Annotated in this window: 15 protein-coding genes and 1 riboswitch; all 15 genes read left to right on the top strand. The window is 46.2% G+C overall.

The annotated features are described in order from the left end of the window. The first annotated feature begins 31 nt into the window (after positions 1–31). The 15 genes from AC4E8D_RS20150 to AC4E8D_RS20080 all read left to right on the top strand — a co-directional run bounded on the left by AC4E8D_RS20150 (position 32) and on the right by AC4E8D_RS20080 (position 15876). Positions 32–856 (top strand): purine-nucleoside phosphorylase, encoded by an 825-nt coding sequence (locus tag AC4E8D_RS20150; protein ID WP_221822088.1) that lies wholly within the window; start codon positions 32–34, stop codon positions 854–856. A 302-nt stretch (positions 857–1158) separates the two neighbouring features. Next, positions 1159–2280, top strand: coding sequence for a D-alanyl-D-alanine carboxypeptidase family protein (locus AC4E8D_RS20145; protein WP_490206497.1), 1122 nt, complete (start codon positions 1159–1161; stop codon positions 2278–2280). Positions 2281–2424: 144 nt separating this feature from the next. Further along, the gene (gene spoIIAA, locus AC4E8D_RS20140; RefSeq protein ID WP_017687636.1) at positions 2425–2778 is read left to right on the top strand and encodes an anti-sigma F factor antagonist; all 354 of its coding nucleotides are present in this window, start codon (positions 2425–2427) and stop codon (positions 2776–2778) included. Then, positions 2775–3230 (top strand): anti-sigma F factor, encoded by a 456-nt coding sequence (spoIIAB, locus tag AC4E8D_RS20135; RefSeq protein ID WP_036672324.1) that lies wholly within the window; start codon positions 2775–2777, stop codon positions 3228–3230. The genes spoIIAA and spoIIAB overlap by 4 nt, the downstream gene beginning before the upstream one ends. 14 nt (positions 3231–3244) lie before the next feature. Continuing rightward, on the top strand, positions 3245–4000 hold the full coding sequence (gene sigF, locus AC4E8D_RS20130) for an RNA polymerase sporulation sigma factor SigF (protein ID WP_036607856.1): 756 nt from the start codon (positions 3245–3247) through the stop codon (positions 3998–4000). A gap of 416 nt (positions 4001–4416) precedes the next feature. Then, positions 4417–5073, top strand: coding sequence for a stage V sporulation protein AA (locus tag AC4E8D_RS20125; protein WP_490205150.1), 657 nt, complete (start codon positions 4417–4419; stop codon positions 5071–5073). Beyond that, on the top strand, positions 5054–5482 hold the full coding sequence (locus tag AC4E8D_RS20120) for a stage V sporulation protein AB (RefSeq protein ID WP_026080996.1): 429 nt from the start codon (positions 5054–5056) through the stop codon (positions 5480–5482). The genes AC4E8D_RS20125 and AC4E8D_RS20120 overlap by 20 nt, the downstream gene beginning before the upstream one ends. A 24-nt stretch (positions 5483–5506) precedes the next feature. After that, a complete protein-coding gene (locus tag AC4E8D_RS20115; protein WP_490205149.1) occupies positions 5507–7174 on the top strand; it encodes a spore germination protein in 1668 nt (555 codons plus the stop codon). Positions 7175–7277: 103 nt separating this feature from the next. After that, the gene (gene lysA / locus AC4E8D_RS20110) at positions 7278–8609 is read left to right on the top strand and encodes a diaminopimelate decarboxylase (protein ID WP_221822083.1); all 1332 of its coding nucleotides are present in this window, start codon (positions 7278–7280) and stop codon (positions 8607–8609) included. Positions 8610–8816: 207 nt separating this feature from the next. After that, positions 8817–9248, top strand: a complete 432-nt coding sequence (locus AC4E8D_RS20105; RefSeq protein WP_017687646.1) for a peptidylprolyl isomerase — start codon at positions 8817–8819, stop codon at positions 9246–9248. A 131-nt stretch (positions 9249–9379) separates the two neighbouring features. Beyond that, a complete protein-coding gene (locus tag AC4E8D_RS20100) occupies positions 9380–10669 on the top strand; it encodes a hypothetical protein (RefSeq protein ID WP_490205148.1) in 1290 nt (429 codons plus the stop codon). A gap of 108 nt (positions 10670–10777) precedes the next feature. Beyond that, positions 10778–12135, top strand: a protein-coding gene (locus tag AC4E8D_RS20095) for an IS3 family transposase (protein WP_339306276.1) whose coding sequence is annotated in 2 segments (ribosomal slippage) — positions 10778–11231 and positions 11231–12135 — 1359 coding nt in all. Because the reading frame shifts where the segments join, the coding sequence is not laid out codon by codon here. Positions 12136–12286: 151 nt separating this feature from the next. Beyond that, positions 12287–12455: riboswitch (FMN riboswitch) on the top strand. 322 nt (positions 12456–12777) lie between these two features. Continuing rightward, complete coding sequence (gene ribD, locus AC4E8D_RS20090; protein WP_036607842.1) at positions 12778–13881, top strand: bifunctional diaminohydroxyphosphoribosylaminopyrimidine deaminase/5-amino-6-(5-phosphoribosylamino)uracil reductase RibD; 1104 nt, start codon at positions 12778–12780, stop codon at positions 13879–13881. A gap of 61 nt (positions 13882–13942) precedes the next feature. Continuing rightward, positions 13943–14611 (top strand): riboflavin synthase, encoded by a 669-nt coding sequence (ribE, locus tag AC4E8D_RS20085; protein ID WP_221822079.1) that lies wholly within the window; start codon positions 13943–13945, stop codon positions 14609–14611. Positions 14612–14643: 32 nt separating this feature from the next. Beyond that, positions 14644–15876 (top strand): bifunctional 3,4-dihydroxy-2-butanone-4-phosphate synthase/GTP cyclohydrolase II, encoded by a 1233-nt coding sequence (locus tag AC4E8D_RS20080; RefSeq protein WP_076215865.1) that lies wholly within the window; start codon positions 14644–14646, stop codon positions 15874–15876. Positions 15877–15964: the final 88 nt, after the last annotated feature.

Genomic DNA, 15964 nt, shown 5'->3' with positions numbered 1-15964 from the left:
TCGTTTCAACTCAAGGAGGAACATACATCGCATGACAGCATTAAACCAACAAATGATTTCGGAAGCAGCATCTTATATTCAAAGCAAAAGCTCCATCAAGCCGGAAGTCGGTTTGATTTTGGGTTCGGGTCTTGGTGTACTGGCAGAACTGATTGAAGATGGCGTAAGTATTGCTTATCAGGATATTCCTCATTTTCCAGTGTCCACAGTAGAAGGACATGAAGGTGAACTATTGGTTGGAACCATTAAAGGTCGTCCAGTTGTGATGATGAAAGGCCGCTTCCACATGTACGAAGGATATGGTCCGGAATTGACAGCTTTCCCTGTACGGGTTATGAAAGAACTGGGTGTAAGCAGCCTGCTTGTAACCAATGCTGCGGGCGGCGTGAATACGTCGTATGAAGCTGGAGACTTGATGCTGATCTCTGATCACTTAAATCTCACAGGTAAAAATCCACTGATCGGACCAAATGACGCTGCACTGGGCGTGCGTTTCCCGGATCTGTCCGAAGCATATAGCCGCCGTTTGCGTTCGCTGGCGAAGGATACGGCCGCTTCACAAGGTTTTAACGTACGTGAAGGGGTATACGCAGGTATGCTCGGTCCGAACTATGAGACACCAGCAGAGATCAGAATGCTGCGTACATTGGGCGCAGACGCAGTGGGCATGTCCACTGTATCTGAAGTGATCGTGGCACGCCACGCAGGTCTGGAAGTACTGGGTATTTCCTGTATCAGCAACATGGCTGCCGGAATTCTGGACCAGCCGCTGTCACATGATGAGGTGATGGAAACGACGGAACGTGTTCGTGAGTCGTTCCTGGCGCTGGTATTGGCGGTTATTCCACAAATGTAAGCAAGATTTGAGTAGATAGGGTTACCTCTTTGGATGAGAAATCATCGGGGGTAACCTTTTTTTTGTTGTGATAAACGTACGGTTACTCATTCGTTGAATGCAGTGCGTTTTTTTGCTTTGACCACATTTTCAATAAAAGTTCGGGAAATCATGCTTTACATGGAATAATTTACTGGAAACGGGCCGACAATGATTAGCAGTACATGCATGGAACATGCAGTAAGCAAGTCATTTGAGGAGGTAACCTTGTGAAGAAAAGAATAATGGCATCGTTCATGACCCTTTGTATTCTGCTGTCCCTTATGGCATCAACGGTATTAGCCGAAGAAACACCGAAGGCAGCGGGAGGAACTGATCTGGCCCCGTCGGCACGCTCTGCGATCTTAATGGATGCAGATACGGGAACGGTCATATATGAGAAAAACAGTCATGATCAACTGCCTCCGGCGAGTATTACGAAAATTATGACAATGCTGCTTACGATCGAAGCGATCGACTCGGGCAAGCTGAAGCTGACGGACAAAGTAAGAACGAGCGAATATGCAGCTTCCATGGGCGGTTCGCAGATCTTTCTGGAGCCTGGGGAAGAAATGACGGTCGATGATATGTTAAAAGGGATCGCCATGGCATCAGGCAATGATGCCTCTGTAGCTATGGCCGAGAAGATCGCCGGTTCGGAAGAAGCTTTTGTACAGCTGATGAATGAGCGTGCGAAGGAGCTTGGCATGAAGGATACTCATTTTGCCAACTGTAACGGTCTGCCGGTCGATAATCATTATTCGTCTGCCCATGACATTGCTGTCATGAGCCGTGAACTGCTGAAGCATTCCGGGATTACAAAGTACACTGGTGCATATCAGGATTATCTTCGCAAAGATTCGGAAAAGCCATTTTGGCTAGTGAACACAAACAAGCTGGTTCGTTTTTATCAAGGGGCAGATGGTTTGAAAACAGGTTATACCTCCGAAGCGAAATTCTGCTTGTCTGCAACAGCGTCCAAGGATGGACTGCGTGTCGTTTCCGTGGTACTCGGTGAACCAAATACCAAAACACGGAACAGCGAGGTATCTTCGATGTTTGACTATGCGTTCAGTCAATATACGATGAAGGCGCTCTACAAGGCAGGGGATCTGCTGGGCAGTCTGAAAATTGAAAAAGGTGAAGTTGCCGAGTTGCCTCTGAATGCCACGCAAAATTATAGTGTGCTGATGCGCAAAGGAGCCAAATCCAATGACATCCGGCATGAATTGCTGGTCGCCAAAGAATTGAAAGCTCCGATCAAAGCCGGGCAAAGTATTGGTAAACTGGTGGTCTACCAGGGCAATGACGTGATTAAGGAGTTCGACATTCAGGCTCCGCAGGATGTGAATAAGGCTGGCTGGTGGAAGCTGTTCAAGCGGACAACGTCCAACCTGTTTGACTAAACGGCGATTTCTGCGAGTTGCACGTATCCTTCGAACATATTTTGTAGTTAAATAGGGGTTTTCTTCTAGTTTTGTCGGGGGGCAGGAAAAGCCTTCGGAAGCGTAGAAATCCTTGTTCTAAGACAGGGAGGAGAGTGAGCAAACGTGAACTTGCATGTGGAAATGGAACACCATCGCGGGATTCTGATTGTACGATTATCCGGGGAGCTGGATCACCATACAGCTGACATGGTACGGATGCAAATGGATGAAGCTATCCAGCGGAGACAAAGCGAGCATCTGGTACTCAGCCTGAAAGATCTGCAATTTATGGACAGTTCAGGTCTGGGTGTCATTTTGGGAAGATACAAGCTCATTAAGAATAAAGGTGGCAAGATGGTGGTCTGTGACGTCAATTCGCCAGTGTACCGTTTGCTGGAAATGTCGGGTCTTTTCAAGATTATGCCGATATACGAAAATGAGGGAACTGCTCTCTCAGGTCTGGAGGTCGTCTCATGAATGAAGGAACAGGGACAAATTTCATGAATCTGCAATTCGCGGCCAAGTCAGAGAATGAATCGTTTGCACGGGTAACCGTTGCTGCATTTATCTCCCAGCTTGATCCAACGATGGACGAGCTCAGTGACCTGAAGACGGTCATTTCGGAAGCCGTGACCAACAGTATCATCCACGGATACAACAATAACTCCGAGGGTGTTGTGTCCATCCAGGCCGAGATTCGGGAAGACATGATCACCATTATTGTGGAAGACCGCGGTGAAGGAATCGAAGATCTTGAACTGGCCAAGCAGCCGCTATATACGTCCAAACCCGAACTTGAGCGATCGGGCATGGGCTTCACCATTATGGAAAACTTTATGGATGAATTCGAAGTCAGCAGTGAGCCCGGCAGAGGCACCTCCATCAAGATGAAAAAAAGGATTGAATCCAAGAAAGCATTGTATAATTAGGGGTTGGTGTTCTTATGGATGCTGAAGTGAAACCATCTTCACAGACCTATTTGGACGATGCCGAGGTCAAACGGCTGATTGCGCTCAGTCAGTCGGGTGACCATGTCTCACGGGATACGCTGGTGAACTGCAACATCAGACTCGTCTGGTCCGTCGTACAGCGTTTTATGAACAGGGGATATGATCCGGAAGATCTGTTCCAGATTGGTTGTATCGGTCTGCTCAAGTCAGTGGACAAATTCGATCTCAGTTATGACGTGAAGTTCTCAACCTACGCGGTACCGATGATCATTGGAGAAATCCAGCGATTCCTGCGGGATGACGGTACCCTGAAGGTCAGTCGTTCACTGAAAGAGATGGCGAATAAAGTCCGCAAAAAAAGGGACGAACTGTCCAAACATCTGGATCGTTTACCAACGATTAAGGAAGTTGCCGCAGAGCTGGGGGTAACCCCGGAGGAAGTTGTATTTGCCCAGGAAGCGAACAAACCACCGACCTCCATCCATGAGACGGTATTTGAGAACGACGGTGATCCCATTACGTTAATGGATCAGATTGCCGACGAGTCTCAGGAACGTTGGTTTGACAAGCTGGCCCTGAACGAAGCCATCGGTGGTCTTAGTGAGCGGGAGCGGTTAATTGTTTATCTTCGGTATTACCGGGATCAGACCCAGTCCGAGGTTGCCAGCAGATTGGGAATATCTCAGGTGCAGGTATCACGTCTGGAGAAAAAAATACTGCAATCCATCCGCGACCAGATCGCGCAGTGATGCTGGGATTGCAACAACAATATTGGCGCTTATGCACCAATATACGACAACTAACAACCTTCTATCGCGCATTATGGCGGGGGAGGTTATTTGTTGTTAGAGAAACAAAGCGAATATCCCCACTTTTAATTCCCTTTCTGTCTACTACCCCAGCATATTTATTTCAAACGTTTGGAAGCGGGAGGGCGATGGGTAGCGGAGGGATGGAATCGGTCAAAAGGAGCGAAGCGTTCGCCTTTAGCACCGGATTTCCTCCTTGAAAAGGAGAGTTCAAGAAATCCGGGGATAACAGCGACCAATGACCGATCCATCCCGCAGCACTAGCACAACCTCCCGATCTTTTTCCAACCCGTTTGTAATAAATTTGCACATTCTTCAAATACTAACCTAAATTACGCAGTAAAGGAGTGCTATGGATGTCCCAGACACCCACTCCAATGGTCTATATTCGTCTGCGCAGCCGTATTCGCATCCAGAGGGGCAGAGCAGTCAAGCTTGGAGACATTGCACATGTACTGACCTCATCTGAAGACCAGGAGGGCAGGCTACTGGAGCTTGAACTGCTGCGCCCTGGATCGGAGGATGGCAATCTGATCCTCATTGATATATTGCAGATTATTCCCCGAATTCGGCACATCTTGCCGGAGGTAACTGTGGAACTGATGGGATCAGGTCATACGTTGGTTGAAGTCATCGCGGGAAATGGTCAACCTTCCAAGTCCCTGTTCATTCTGGTTTGGTTGCTGCTGTTCTTTGGATCAGCCTTGACCATCATGAATTTTCATGCCGATGTGAACATGCAGGAAGTACAGATTCGTATTGTGGAGATGCTTACTGGGCATCGGGACGAACATCCCTATCTGTTCCAAGTGGCGTATTCCATTGGCATTGGATTCGGAATGGCCGTATTTTTTAATCATTTGTTCAAGAAAAAGTGGAATGAGGAACCTACCCCGCTAGAAGTGGAGATGTTTCTATACCAGCAAAATGTAGATAAATATGTGGTGATTGAAGAGAGCGAACGGATGCATGAGCAGGAACGCAGGGAGATGAATGCGGATGAGCGTTCTTAATGGAGCAATCAGCATTGTATTGGGTATTGCAGGGGGAATTGCCGTAGGGAGCGGCGTAATTGCGCTCATTCTGGTGCTCGATATGATTCCCAGATTGGCTCAACTTACGCAATCGTATGACAAGACTCACTGGTACGAAGGGGCGCTAATTGGTGGTTCACTGCTCGGGACGGTGGCGGATTTCTGGCACTGGAAAATGCATGGGGTGCTGCTGCTCAGCCCGATTGTTGGTTTGTTCTGTGGCGTGTTCATCGGTCTGCTGGCCGCCGCGCTCACTGAGGTACTCAATGTACTGCCCGTATTAGCCAAACGATTGGGCATGAAACCTTATTTGTTTGGATTACTGCTCGCCATGATTTTGGGCAAAATGACAGGTTCCCTGTTTGATTTTTTCATATATCAGCGGTAACTCGTGGCCATAGGAGGATGGAAGATGGACGAACGAACGGAGCACACAGGCCAGGAAAATAGTGAAGGTATAACGGAAGAGATGTTACACAAGTCTGCTTATGAGATTCAGAAGGAAGAAGAGGAGAAAGCGTACAATAAGAAAAAACAAAATGAGATGTCCGACAGCATTGAGGAATCCGTACAATATTGGCAGGAAAACGATGACATCTCCCCACGCATGAGTGAGAACAAATATACGCTGCAACAGGTACTGGGGCTTGGGGAATCGTTCGACGTGAATTTGAGGGAAATGGTCCTGGGGGGCAAGCACGTTGGATTGCTGATGATCACGGGCTTCGCTAAGGATGAGATTTTGCTTGAAGTATTGAAAAGATTGACCTATCTCACGCCAGGTGACGTGTCCGGACATGCTCTCAAATCCTATTTTGAATGTTACATTCCCCATATTCAGGTAGAAAAAGTCGACAAGATGAGTGCAGTCATCAACAAGGTTCTTACCGGGATGAGCGCAATGTTCGTTGAAGGGGACCGCTCGGTCTTAATTATGGATACCCGGAGTTATCCGGTACGTTCACCCGAAGAACCTTCATTGGAAAGGGTAGTCCGAGGTTCCAGAGACGGCTTTACCGAAACGCTGCTGACCAATGTAACCCTGGTGCGGCGTAGAATACGCGACCCTGGCCTGAAGTTTGAGATCATGCAGGTGGGGCGGAGAACACAAACCGATGTCTGTGTGGTGTATATTGACGATATTGTGGATAAAGTTCAGGTAGATTCCGTTCGTGAAAAAATACAGCGAGTGGATATCGATGGTATTCCCGCAGCCGACAAGCAGCTGGAAGAAGCGATTATCAACAAGGGTTGGAATCCGTTTCCGCTCGTTCGTTATTCGGAACGACCGGATGTTACAGCTTCCCATTTGCTGGAAGGGCGAGTTGTCATTTTTGTAGACACTTCCCCAAGTGTGATGATTTTGCCTACGACCTTCTTCGATCTGTGTGAACATGCGGAGGAAAACAGACAGACGGCATTGATGGGGACGTATTTAAGATGGGTGCGTTTTGCAGGGATTCTCATATCATTGTTTTTGCTACCACTATGGCTTCTCATGGTTATTGACCCTTCGATTAAACCGATGGGACTCGACTTCATTGGTCCGCAGGAAAATGTAAAGCTACCGCTGATTCTACAGTTTCTACTGATCGAACTGGGCGTCGATTTATTACGGATGGCAGCGGTCCATACGCCTACACCTCTGGCATCGGCTATGGGCTTGATCGCGGCAATTCTAGTCGGGGATATCGCCGTCAAAACAGGATATTTTGTCAATGAAGTTGTACTCTATATGGCTATCGCAGCCATCGGTATGTTTGCTACGCCGAGTTACGAGCTGGGTCTCGCCAACAGGTTGGTCAGGTTAGTTCTGCTCATTGCAGTAGCGATATTCAAGGTTCCGGGATTGGTCGTGGGCTGTACATTGCTCATATTGGCGCTTACCGTTCACCGGTCGTACAATTCTTCGTATCTCTGGCCTTTTATACCGTTTAATGCAAAAGCCCTGGGCAATTTTTTATTCCGGCTACCGTTGCTGGAAAATAAAAAACGTCCATCATTTAATAAAACCCGTGATAACACCAAAATGTCCGATGATCCGGACGGGGAACTGCGAAAAAGTAAAAAACACAAATGATCTTCCGAAAAATCCATTCATCTCGCTGTCTAATTTGATATACTGGTGTAAAATCATTGGAATATCAATTGTTCCAGTATATAAAAAGTGAGGAATGCAGATTATGTATTTACATGGTACAAGTAAAATAAATGCGCAAGGACATCTGGAGATTGGCGGAGTTGATGCAACAGATCTGAAAGAACAATTTGGAACTCCCCTGTATGTTGTGGACGAGCAATTGGTTCGCGAGCGTTGCAGAGAGTACATGGATGCATTCCGTGCTTCCGGACTGGGCTTCCAGGTTGCTTACGCAAGTAAAGCATTCTGTGTAATGGCGATGTGTGCCCTTGCAGCAGAAGAAGGACTTTCCCTGGATGTTGTATCTGATGGTGAACTGTTTACTGCACTGCAAGCAGGATTCCCAGCTGAGCGCATTCACTTCCACGGTAACAACAAAACGTTGGAAGAGATCGAAATGGCTCTTGATGCGGAGATCGGATGTTTTGTTGTTGATAACTTCAATGAATTGCATCTGTTGCAGGCTGTAGCAGCGGACAAAAATCGTAAAGTGAACATTTTGCTTCGTGTGACGCCTGGTGTTGAGGCACATACGCATGAATATATTTCCACAGGTCAAACGGATTCGAAATTTGGATTCGATATCGGCAATGGTACAGCATTTGAAGCGATTGACTTGGCTTCCAAGCAGTCCAACCTGGTATTGCTCGGTGTGCATTCCCACATTGGTTCCCAGATCTTCGAAGTTGAAGGCTTCCAGATGGCTGTTCAACGTGTTGCTGAATTTGCAGCAAGTGTATATGAGCGTCTTAATGTTGCTTTCAAAGTGGTTAACCTTGGTGGTGGATTCGGAATCCGTTATATCGATGGAGATACGCCGCTTGAAGTTGCGCAATACGTGAAGGCTATTACAGATGCCGTTAAAAATCATTTTGCTCAAATCGGCTATGCCGTACCTGAGATCTGGGTTGAACCAGGCCGCAGCATCGTGGGTGAAGCGGGAACAACGCTGTATACTGTTGGAACAAGCAAAGACATTCCAGGTGTACGTAAATACGTTGCCGTGGATGGTGGTATGACTGATAACCCACGTCCTGCTTTGTATGAATCCAAGTACGAAGCTGTGCTTGCCAATCGTGCAAATGAGGCTGCTCAGGAAACGGTATCTGTTGCGGGTAAATGCTGCGAGAGTGGCGATATGTTGATCTGGGATCTGGACCTGCCAAAAGTGGAAAGCGGCGATCTGCTCGCTGTAGCTTGCACAGGCGCGTATAACTACTCCATGGCGAGCAACTACAACCGGATTCGTCGTCCGGCCGTTGTATTTGTCAAAGACGGTCAAGGAGATGTCGTGGTACGCCGTGAGACGTATCAAGATATCATCCAGAATGACCTGGTACCTGCACGTATTGGCAAACAGCCAGTGACTCGCTAATTCGTTTAAAAGTTGAAGCAGATGAAAAGGGACCTTCCTTTTTCGTCTGCTTTTTGCGTATTTGAGCTAAATCATGAAAAAAGTTGCCGTTTTTTTTGCGATCCAGACATTTTCGGTGTACACTAAGAAAAGTGCTGTAATGCTTGGCCCAGGGTCATGCGTTTTGGTACCATTAACGATGGTCAATACGAAAGGAGTCATTTACATATGGCGAAACAAGCGAAAATTAAATTGGCAAACGGCGGAGAAGTTTTGATCGATCTGTTCGATCAAGAAGCTCCAAACACAGTAGCAAACTTTGAGAAACTGGCTAACTCCGGTTTCTACAATGGTCTTACATTCCACCGCGTTATTCCGGGCTTTGTAGCTCAAGGCGGATGCCCTAACGGTAGCGGTGCAGGTGGCCCAGGTTACACAATCAACTGTGAAATTAACCCAAACAAACATGAGCGCGGAACACTTGCTATGGCACATGCTGGCCGTAACACAGGTGGAAGCCAGTTCTACATCTGCTACCAACCGCAACCACATTTGGATGGACAACATACTGTATTTGGTAAAGTAACTAAAGGTATGGAGTTCGTGGACGCTTTGGAAGGTAAAGACAAAATGGAAACTGTTGAAGTTGTAGAAGCTTAATACCTTCACCTTAACTGGATCCAATCATGAAGTGCTTCTTTTAAAGAAGCACTTTTTTTATTTTTTTACATACTTGAAATCGATGATTAGAAAGGATGAATAAAACCTTGGATATGGTTACTCAGCTAAGCTTGTTAAAACAAATTTATAGTGAGCGCACGTTGTGGGATGAAGAACTGCAGGCATCGCGACATGTTGTTCCGGATAGTCTGTCCGTAAAGGATCGAGAAGCGCTTGAGACAGACGGGCATGAACCGAATCGATTTGTACGTCCGCAACATGATGAAACGATTACTGAGCTGAAAAAAGTTGCAAATCAATGGACGATCAATGATGCAGCGCAGGCCTTTGTATCCTCTTTGTGGTCAGCACCCATGATTTGGCGCTCGTTGCTTACAAGCAAGCTTATTGCGAGCAGTATGCCAAGTCATGAACATACGCCATATCCATCTTCGAACACTTGTAAGATCTGCGGATTAAGTGTAGATCAAGCAATCGACACGACGCTGCAATGGTATTGGAGGATGACCAATGGAACCCCGTTGGACGGTGATCCTTTTGGAAGCGTGTTGGCACTTCGAGAACTGGCTACCGCGAAGGAGATTCCAATACCCAATGAATACGACCGCTGGACATTCCGTGCGGTGTTAACGGTGCTGCGCGAGTTACCTCCCAAAACACGTTACAGCAAGGCAGCAGTAGCGCTCAAGAAGGAACGTCTTTTGCCTACACAGAAGGAATATGTCTACCGTGATTTGCTTGAGACGTTAGCTCTGATTGGCATACTGGATACGCCGGAGCATCCTGGTATGATCACGGAATTTACCTCTTATATGCAACGTGACGCACGCCCCAATGTGCGGGTTGAAGTGCAGGCCCCTCTGGCGTGGTGGGATTCATCTGTCGGAATTAATGAGAACAACCTGAACAAGATATTTCATGAGTTTGATCTGAATAATATATCTCTTGCGGATAAGCCTGATGAGAGTCCAGCTGTAAAGGACACGATCTTAGGTGCATTGGAGAAGAAGAGAAGTGTTCGCGGAAAAGTGCCAAAGGCATCTCCTGATGCAGGTACCGGGGAGGTACAGTCTGGCGATGTGTATGCTGTTCGGGTCCGGGAAGGTGTATGGGTGACAGTATATTGTCATGAAGTCAGAGACAAACGCGTCATCGTCGAATATCTGGATGGTGTCTTTCCAGAGATGCCGGGAAAAGCAGATTTGCATGGGACGTTTCGACCGAGAGCGAATGGACGCTGGAAATGCTCGGCTATTGGGATTGATTCCACAAGTTGGGTCAGAAGGGTCGCACGAGAGTTCTCGCTTCCGACTTCGCCCCTGCAAGAACCTGACCGCATTCCATTTCATAATGCCAAAGAATTAAAGCATATGGCGAGCTGGTGTTTTCCTGATATGTAGAATGATACGATGGATGTGAGAATGTGCCTCCAAGCAAAAACCGTACCTCCTGAGTGAACTGCACCCCAATTGTTAGACACAACTACCAATTGGAGGTGCAGTTTTTTCATGACTAAATTCAGTTCAGATGAAAAAATACAAGCCGTTATGCGTTATAAAAAGGGATCAGAAAGCTTGAAAAGCATTGCAAAATCAATCGGGCTTCACCATTCTGGCTTTTTAAACTGGATTAGACAATATGAGCATCATGGTGAAAAAGCTTTTAAAAAGGGCTATACATCATATCCTGCGCAGATTAAACTAGACGTACTTCATTATATGAACGAATTTGGGACGTCTGTTAGAGAAACGGCTGCTATATTTAATATTCCTAGCCATAGTACCCTTTTAAGTTGGCAAAAAAGCTTGGAATTACAAGGGATAGACGCCCTTCAACCAAAGAAAAAGGGGCGCTCATCCATGAAAAAAGGATCTAAAGCACAGAAGAATCAAACGCTAGTAGAAGGATCTGTAGAGGCTTTACAAGCAGAGGTAGAGCGTTTGAAAATGGAGAATGCTTATTTAAAAAAGTTGAATGCCTTAGTTCGAAACAAGGAAAAATCACCAAACAAGACAAAGCTCAAGTAGTCTATGAACTAAGGAACGAATTTTCGGTGAAAGCACTTCTAAAGCTAGCAGATATCCCTCGTAGCACGTATTATTACGTGGTAAAAGCGTTTGGTACGGTAGACAAGGATTTAGAGCTAAAAGACATGATACAAGCGATTTATAAGGAGCATGAGGGACGCTATGGTTATCGTCGTATTCGCGACGAGTTAATCAATCGTGGACACCATGTAAATCATAAAAAGGTACAGCGTTTGATGAAAGTATTGGGATTAAAGTGTTTGGTACGTATGAAGAAATATCGTTCGTATAAAGGGACAATTGGCAAGATTGCACCGAACCTATTAGAACGCAATTTCCACGCTGAAAGGCCAAACGAGAAGTGGGTTACGGACATTACAGAATTTAAATTATTCGGAGAAAAACTATATTTATCTCCCATACTTGATCTGTATAACGGAGAAATCATTACATATACGATTGGTTCAAGACCGGTCTACTCGCTTGTTTCCACGATGTTAGATCAAGCATTTTGCAGTTTAACAAATAAAGATAAACTCCTCATTCATTCGGATCAAGGTTGGCACTACCAGATGAGACCGTATCGTCATGCCCTTGAAGAACGTGGCATCACGCAAAGTATGTCCCGTAAAGGTAACTGCTACGATAACGCCGTCATGGAGAATTTCTTTGGCATCATGAAATCCGAATTATTATATTTAAAGGAATTTGAAAGTGTCTCACATTTTAAACAAGAGCTATCCAAATACATCGATTATTACAACAACAAACGCATTAAGGCAAAACTAAAAGGCATGAGTCCGGTACGATACCGGATTCATGCCCAACAAGTTGCCTAAAGATATAATCTGTCTAACTTTACGGGGTCACTTCAGAGAGGAAGCGGTTTTTGTTGTTTCTTAGCTTATTAAAAGTTAGTATGTGACAAAAAGGAACAAAAAACAATTGATTTTTTGGCATTAAAGTGCTAACATCCAAGTAATAACGAAAGCAATCCTTCAGGGCAGGGTGCAATTCCCTACCGGCGGTGATGCAGGAAGTGTAAGGACCTATTTGTCCAGCACTTGATGCAAAGTCCGTGACCTGTCTGCCATTGGCAGATGGCTGATCTGGTGTAATTCCAGAACCGACAGTATAGTCTGGATGGGAGAAGGAGAGGTGCAGACCTAACAGGTTTGCATTCAGCAGGAGTATTGCTGCACGGTCACGATGTGTGATGTCTTGCACTGTGCAGGGAGATCCGGTTACGCCGGACAGTTCCATACATATGCCGCACTTTAAAAGCTCTTTACCTGTAATTGATGTTCATTAAGGTATGTGTCTATTTTCACTTGCCCGAAATGAAGTTTTGGGCAAAGTGTTGGCGTGCTGTATCCATTTAACTCCTGCTGTTGACATTTGTCTCTCATCATCCCCATCGAACTGATTGTTCGACGGGGATTTTTTAATAAACAAGACTTTAAACCGCGGGGTGAACGGATTTGGAAATGATCAATGATGAATTTTATATGGCACTGGCATTGGATATGGCGGAACGAGCACAGGGACAGACGGGGATCAATCCGGTCGTTGGATGTGTAGTTGTGAAAGAAGGTCGTATTGTAGGCCTGGGGAGCCATCTGAAACGTGGAACCGGTCATGCAGAGGTGCATGCACTTAACATGGCAGGCAGTGATGCAGAAGGAAGTACGGTATACGTTACACTTGAGCCTTGTAGTCATTATGGCAAGACGCCACCTTGTAGTGAACGCCTGATTCATGAAAAGGTGAAACGTGTTGTGGTATGTTGTGAAGATCCAAATCCGCAAGTATCCGGCAGAGGCATAAGCATGCTTCGTCAACAAGGCATTGAAGTTGAAGTTGGCGTACTGCGTGAGCGTGGAAGACGCATGAATGAAAAATTCATTAAATTTATTACAACGGGTCTACCTTTTGTGACACTGAAGACAGCTACAACTTTGGATGGGAAAATTGCTACTCGCAGCGGAGACAGCAAGTGGATCTCGAACGAGCCTGCTCGTGAGATTGTGCATGCCCTTCGTCATCGTCACCAGGGAATTATGGTTGGCGTGGACACAGTGATTGCCGATAATCCGGAACTTACAACCCGTTTGCAAGTCGAAGGCATTAGTCCGGTGCGCATTGTGGTGGATTCAAAGTTACGTCTTCCAGTAGGTGCCAAAATGGTTAAGGATGGTCTTGCTCCAACATGGGTGCTAACAACAGACGAAGCCAGTCCTGAAGCTGCTGAACGTTTGGAAGCCTACGGCGTCGAAATTATACGCTGTGGTCCTGGACCACGTGTGGATCTGTTAAACGGACTTAGCAAGTTGGGTGAGCGTGACATTGGTTCAATTTTGCTTGAAGGTGGAGGTACCTTGAATGGAGCCATGCTGGAGGCAAGGTTGGTCGATCGACTGCTGATGTTTATCGCTCCGAAGATTGTAGGCGGTTATGATACACCTGGAAGCTTCCGCTTCGAAGGTGTGGAACGTATGAATCAGGCGATTCAATTGAATCAGTTGGAGATCGAACAAGTTGGAGATAATATCAGCATTGGTGGTATTCCGGTGTGGCCTGAATAAATAAATGGATTTGAAAGTAGAAAGTTAGGTTTTTTATAACTTGAAAAAGGGAGGCGGCAGCATGTTTACCGGTTTGGTGGAAGAAGTCGGTCAGATCCGGCGTATTGGTCGGAAAGGCGAAGCGATGGTCCTGAATATCGGAGCTTCCGCCATCATGGACGATCTGAAGATTGGTGATAGTGTAGCAGTGAACGGCGTGTGCTTAACTGCGACAACGCTCGAAGGTGGAGGTTTTAGCGCCGATGTAATGCCTGAAACCTATCGCCATACCAATCTCAGTCAGCTGCAATCAGGCAGTAAAGTTAATCTGGAGCGGGCCATGCAATCAGGCGGTCGTTTTGGCGGACATATCGTACAGGGCCATGTCGATGGTACTGGAGTGATTGGCAGTATAACACGTGATCAGAATGCAATTGTGTTTGAGATCAAGCCTGATGATCACCAGTTGTTCAAATATTTGATCCCCAAAGGATCGGTTACACTGGATGGCATTAGCTTGACCGTTGTCCATACATCGGATACCGCATTCACGGTTTCCATTATCCCGCATACCATTGGTGAAACTGTACTAAATGTGAAAAAGACAGGGGATACCATTAATATCGAATGCGATATTTTGGGCAAATATGTGGATCATCTGCTCCAGTATGGCAGAGGACATCGGGAGACGGAGGCTGGCAAGCCGCGCAGTATCAGTGAAGATTTTCTCTCCAATCACGGATTTGTATAAATAGAGAACAGAAATTAACTGGAGGTGGACCAATGTCAGAACAATCCATTCTGGACACAATAGAAGAAGCCATATATGATCTCATGCGTGGTAAACCCGTCATTGTTGTGGATGATGAAGATCGGGAGAATGAAGGCGATTTTATCGCTTTGGCCGAAAAGGCGACACCTGAAGTCATTAATTTCATGATTACTGAAGGTAGAGGTCTGGTCTGTGTTCCGATTACACAACAACGTGCGGACGAACTTAACCTGAAACCAATGGTTCAACAAAATACGGATTTCCATGGAACAGCTTTCACCGTTTCTGTGGACCACAAAGATACGACAACAGGTATCTCGGCACATGAACGCTCTATTACTGTGAAAGGTCTGATTGATCCTGAGGCGAAAGCCGGGGACTTCCGTAAGCCTGGTCACATGTTCCCGTTGATTGCAAAAGACGGCGGTGTACTCCGGCGTGCCGGACATACGGAAGCTGCAGTAGATCTTGCTATCATGTGTGGTTCCTACCCTGCTGGCGTTATCTGTGAAGTGATTAAGGAAGATGGCACGATGGCCAGACTTCCGGATCTGCAGGAGATTGCCCGCAAACATGATCTGAAGCTGATCAGTATTCAGGACATGATTCGTTACCGTAACGAAAAAGAACAGCTGGTTCAACGTGAAGTGGCTGTGCGTATGCCAACTGACTTTGGTGAGTTTCAAGCGGTGGCTTATACAAATGCTGTGGACAATAAGGAACACGTGGCTTTGGTCAAAGGAGAAATTGATGGTTCGAAACCTGTGCTTGTACGTGTGCACTCTGAATGTTTGACAGGTGATGTATTCCATTCGCATCGTTGTGACTGTGGTCCGCAGTTTGATGCGGCACTCAAACAGATTCACGAGGAAGGCAATGGCGTACTGTTATATATGAGACAGGAAGGTCGGGGGATTGGGCTGATCAACAAACTCAAAGCCTATAAGCTGCAAGAGGAAGGTATGGATACTGTTGACGCAAACCTGAGTTTGGGTTTTGCTGCTGACTTGCGTGATTACGGAATTGGCGCTCAAATTCTGAAAGACCTTGGGGTTCGTCAGATCAGACTGCTAACTAACAACCCTCGTAAAATTAAAGGTCTTGAAGGATATGGACTTGAAGTCGTAGAGCGTGTCGCGATCCAGATGGAGGAGAACGAGGACAATACGGTGTATCTTCATACCAAGCAAGCCAAGTTGGGGCATATGCTCAAGTTTGATGATATCGAGCAGAACGAAGAGTAAATAATTTTAGATGAATAACGTTCACCATGTAATTTATGGAAGAGATTAATTAGGGATTTCCGTTACTTACATTACATTATACCGTTAG

Source organism: Paenibacillus sp. SRL342 (assembly GCF_984798905.1).
The sequence above is the reverse complement of the archived record's forward strand: the minus strand, read 5'-3'. Positions and strand labels throughout refer to the sequence as shown.

Coding starts and splice junctions, on each gene's coding strand:
- AC4E8D_RS20080 (WP_076215865.1), top strand. CDS start 14,644: ATGTCAGAACAATCCATTCTGGACACAATAGAAGAAGCCATATATGAT.
- AC4E8D_RS20120 (WP_026080996.1), top strand. CDS start 5,054: ATGCGGATGAGCGTTCTTAATGGAGCAATCAGCATTGTATTGGGTATT.
- AC4E8D_RS20125 (WP_490205150.1), top strand. CDS start 4,417: ATGTCCCAGACACCCACTCCAATGGTCTATATTCGTCTGCGCAGCCGT.
- spoIIAB (WP_036672324.1), top strand. CDS start 2,775: ATGAATGAAGGAACAGGGACAAATTTCATGAATCTGCAATTCGCGGCC.
- ribE (WP_221822079.1), top strand. CDS start 13,943: ATGTTTACCGGTTTGGTGGAAGAAGTCGGTCAGATCCGGCGTATTGGT.
- sigF (WP_036607856.1), top strand. CDS start 3,245: ATGGATGCTGAAGTGAAACCATCTTCACAGACCTATTTGGACGATGCC.
- AC4E8D_RS20150 (WP_221822088.1), top strand. CDS start 32: ATGACAGCATTAAACCAACAAATGATTTCGGAAGCAGCATCTTATATT.
- AC4E8D_RS20145 (WP_490206497.1), top strand. CDS start 1,159: ATGGCATCAACGGTATTAGCCGAAGAAACACCGAAGGCAGCGGGAGGA.
- AC4E8D_RS20105 (WP_017687646.1), top strand. CDS start 8,817: ATGGCGAAACAAGCGAAAATTAAATTGGCAAACGGCGGAGAAGTTTTG.
- lysA (WP_221822083.1), top strand. CDS start 7,278: ATGTATTTACATGGTACAAGTAAAATAAATGCGCAAGGACATCTGGAG.
- AC4E8D_RS20115 (WP_490205149.1), top strand. CDS start 5,507: ATGGACGAACGAACGGAGCACACAGGCCAGGAAAATAGTGAAGGTATA.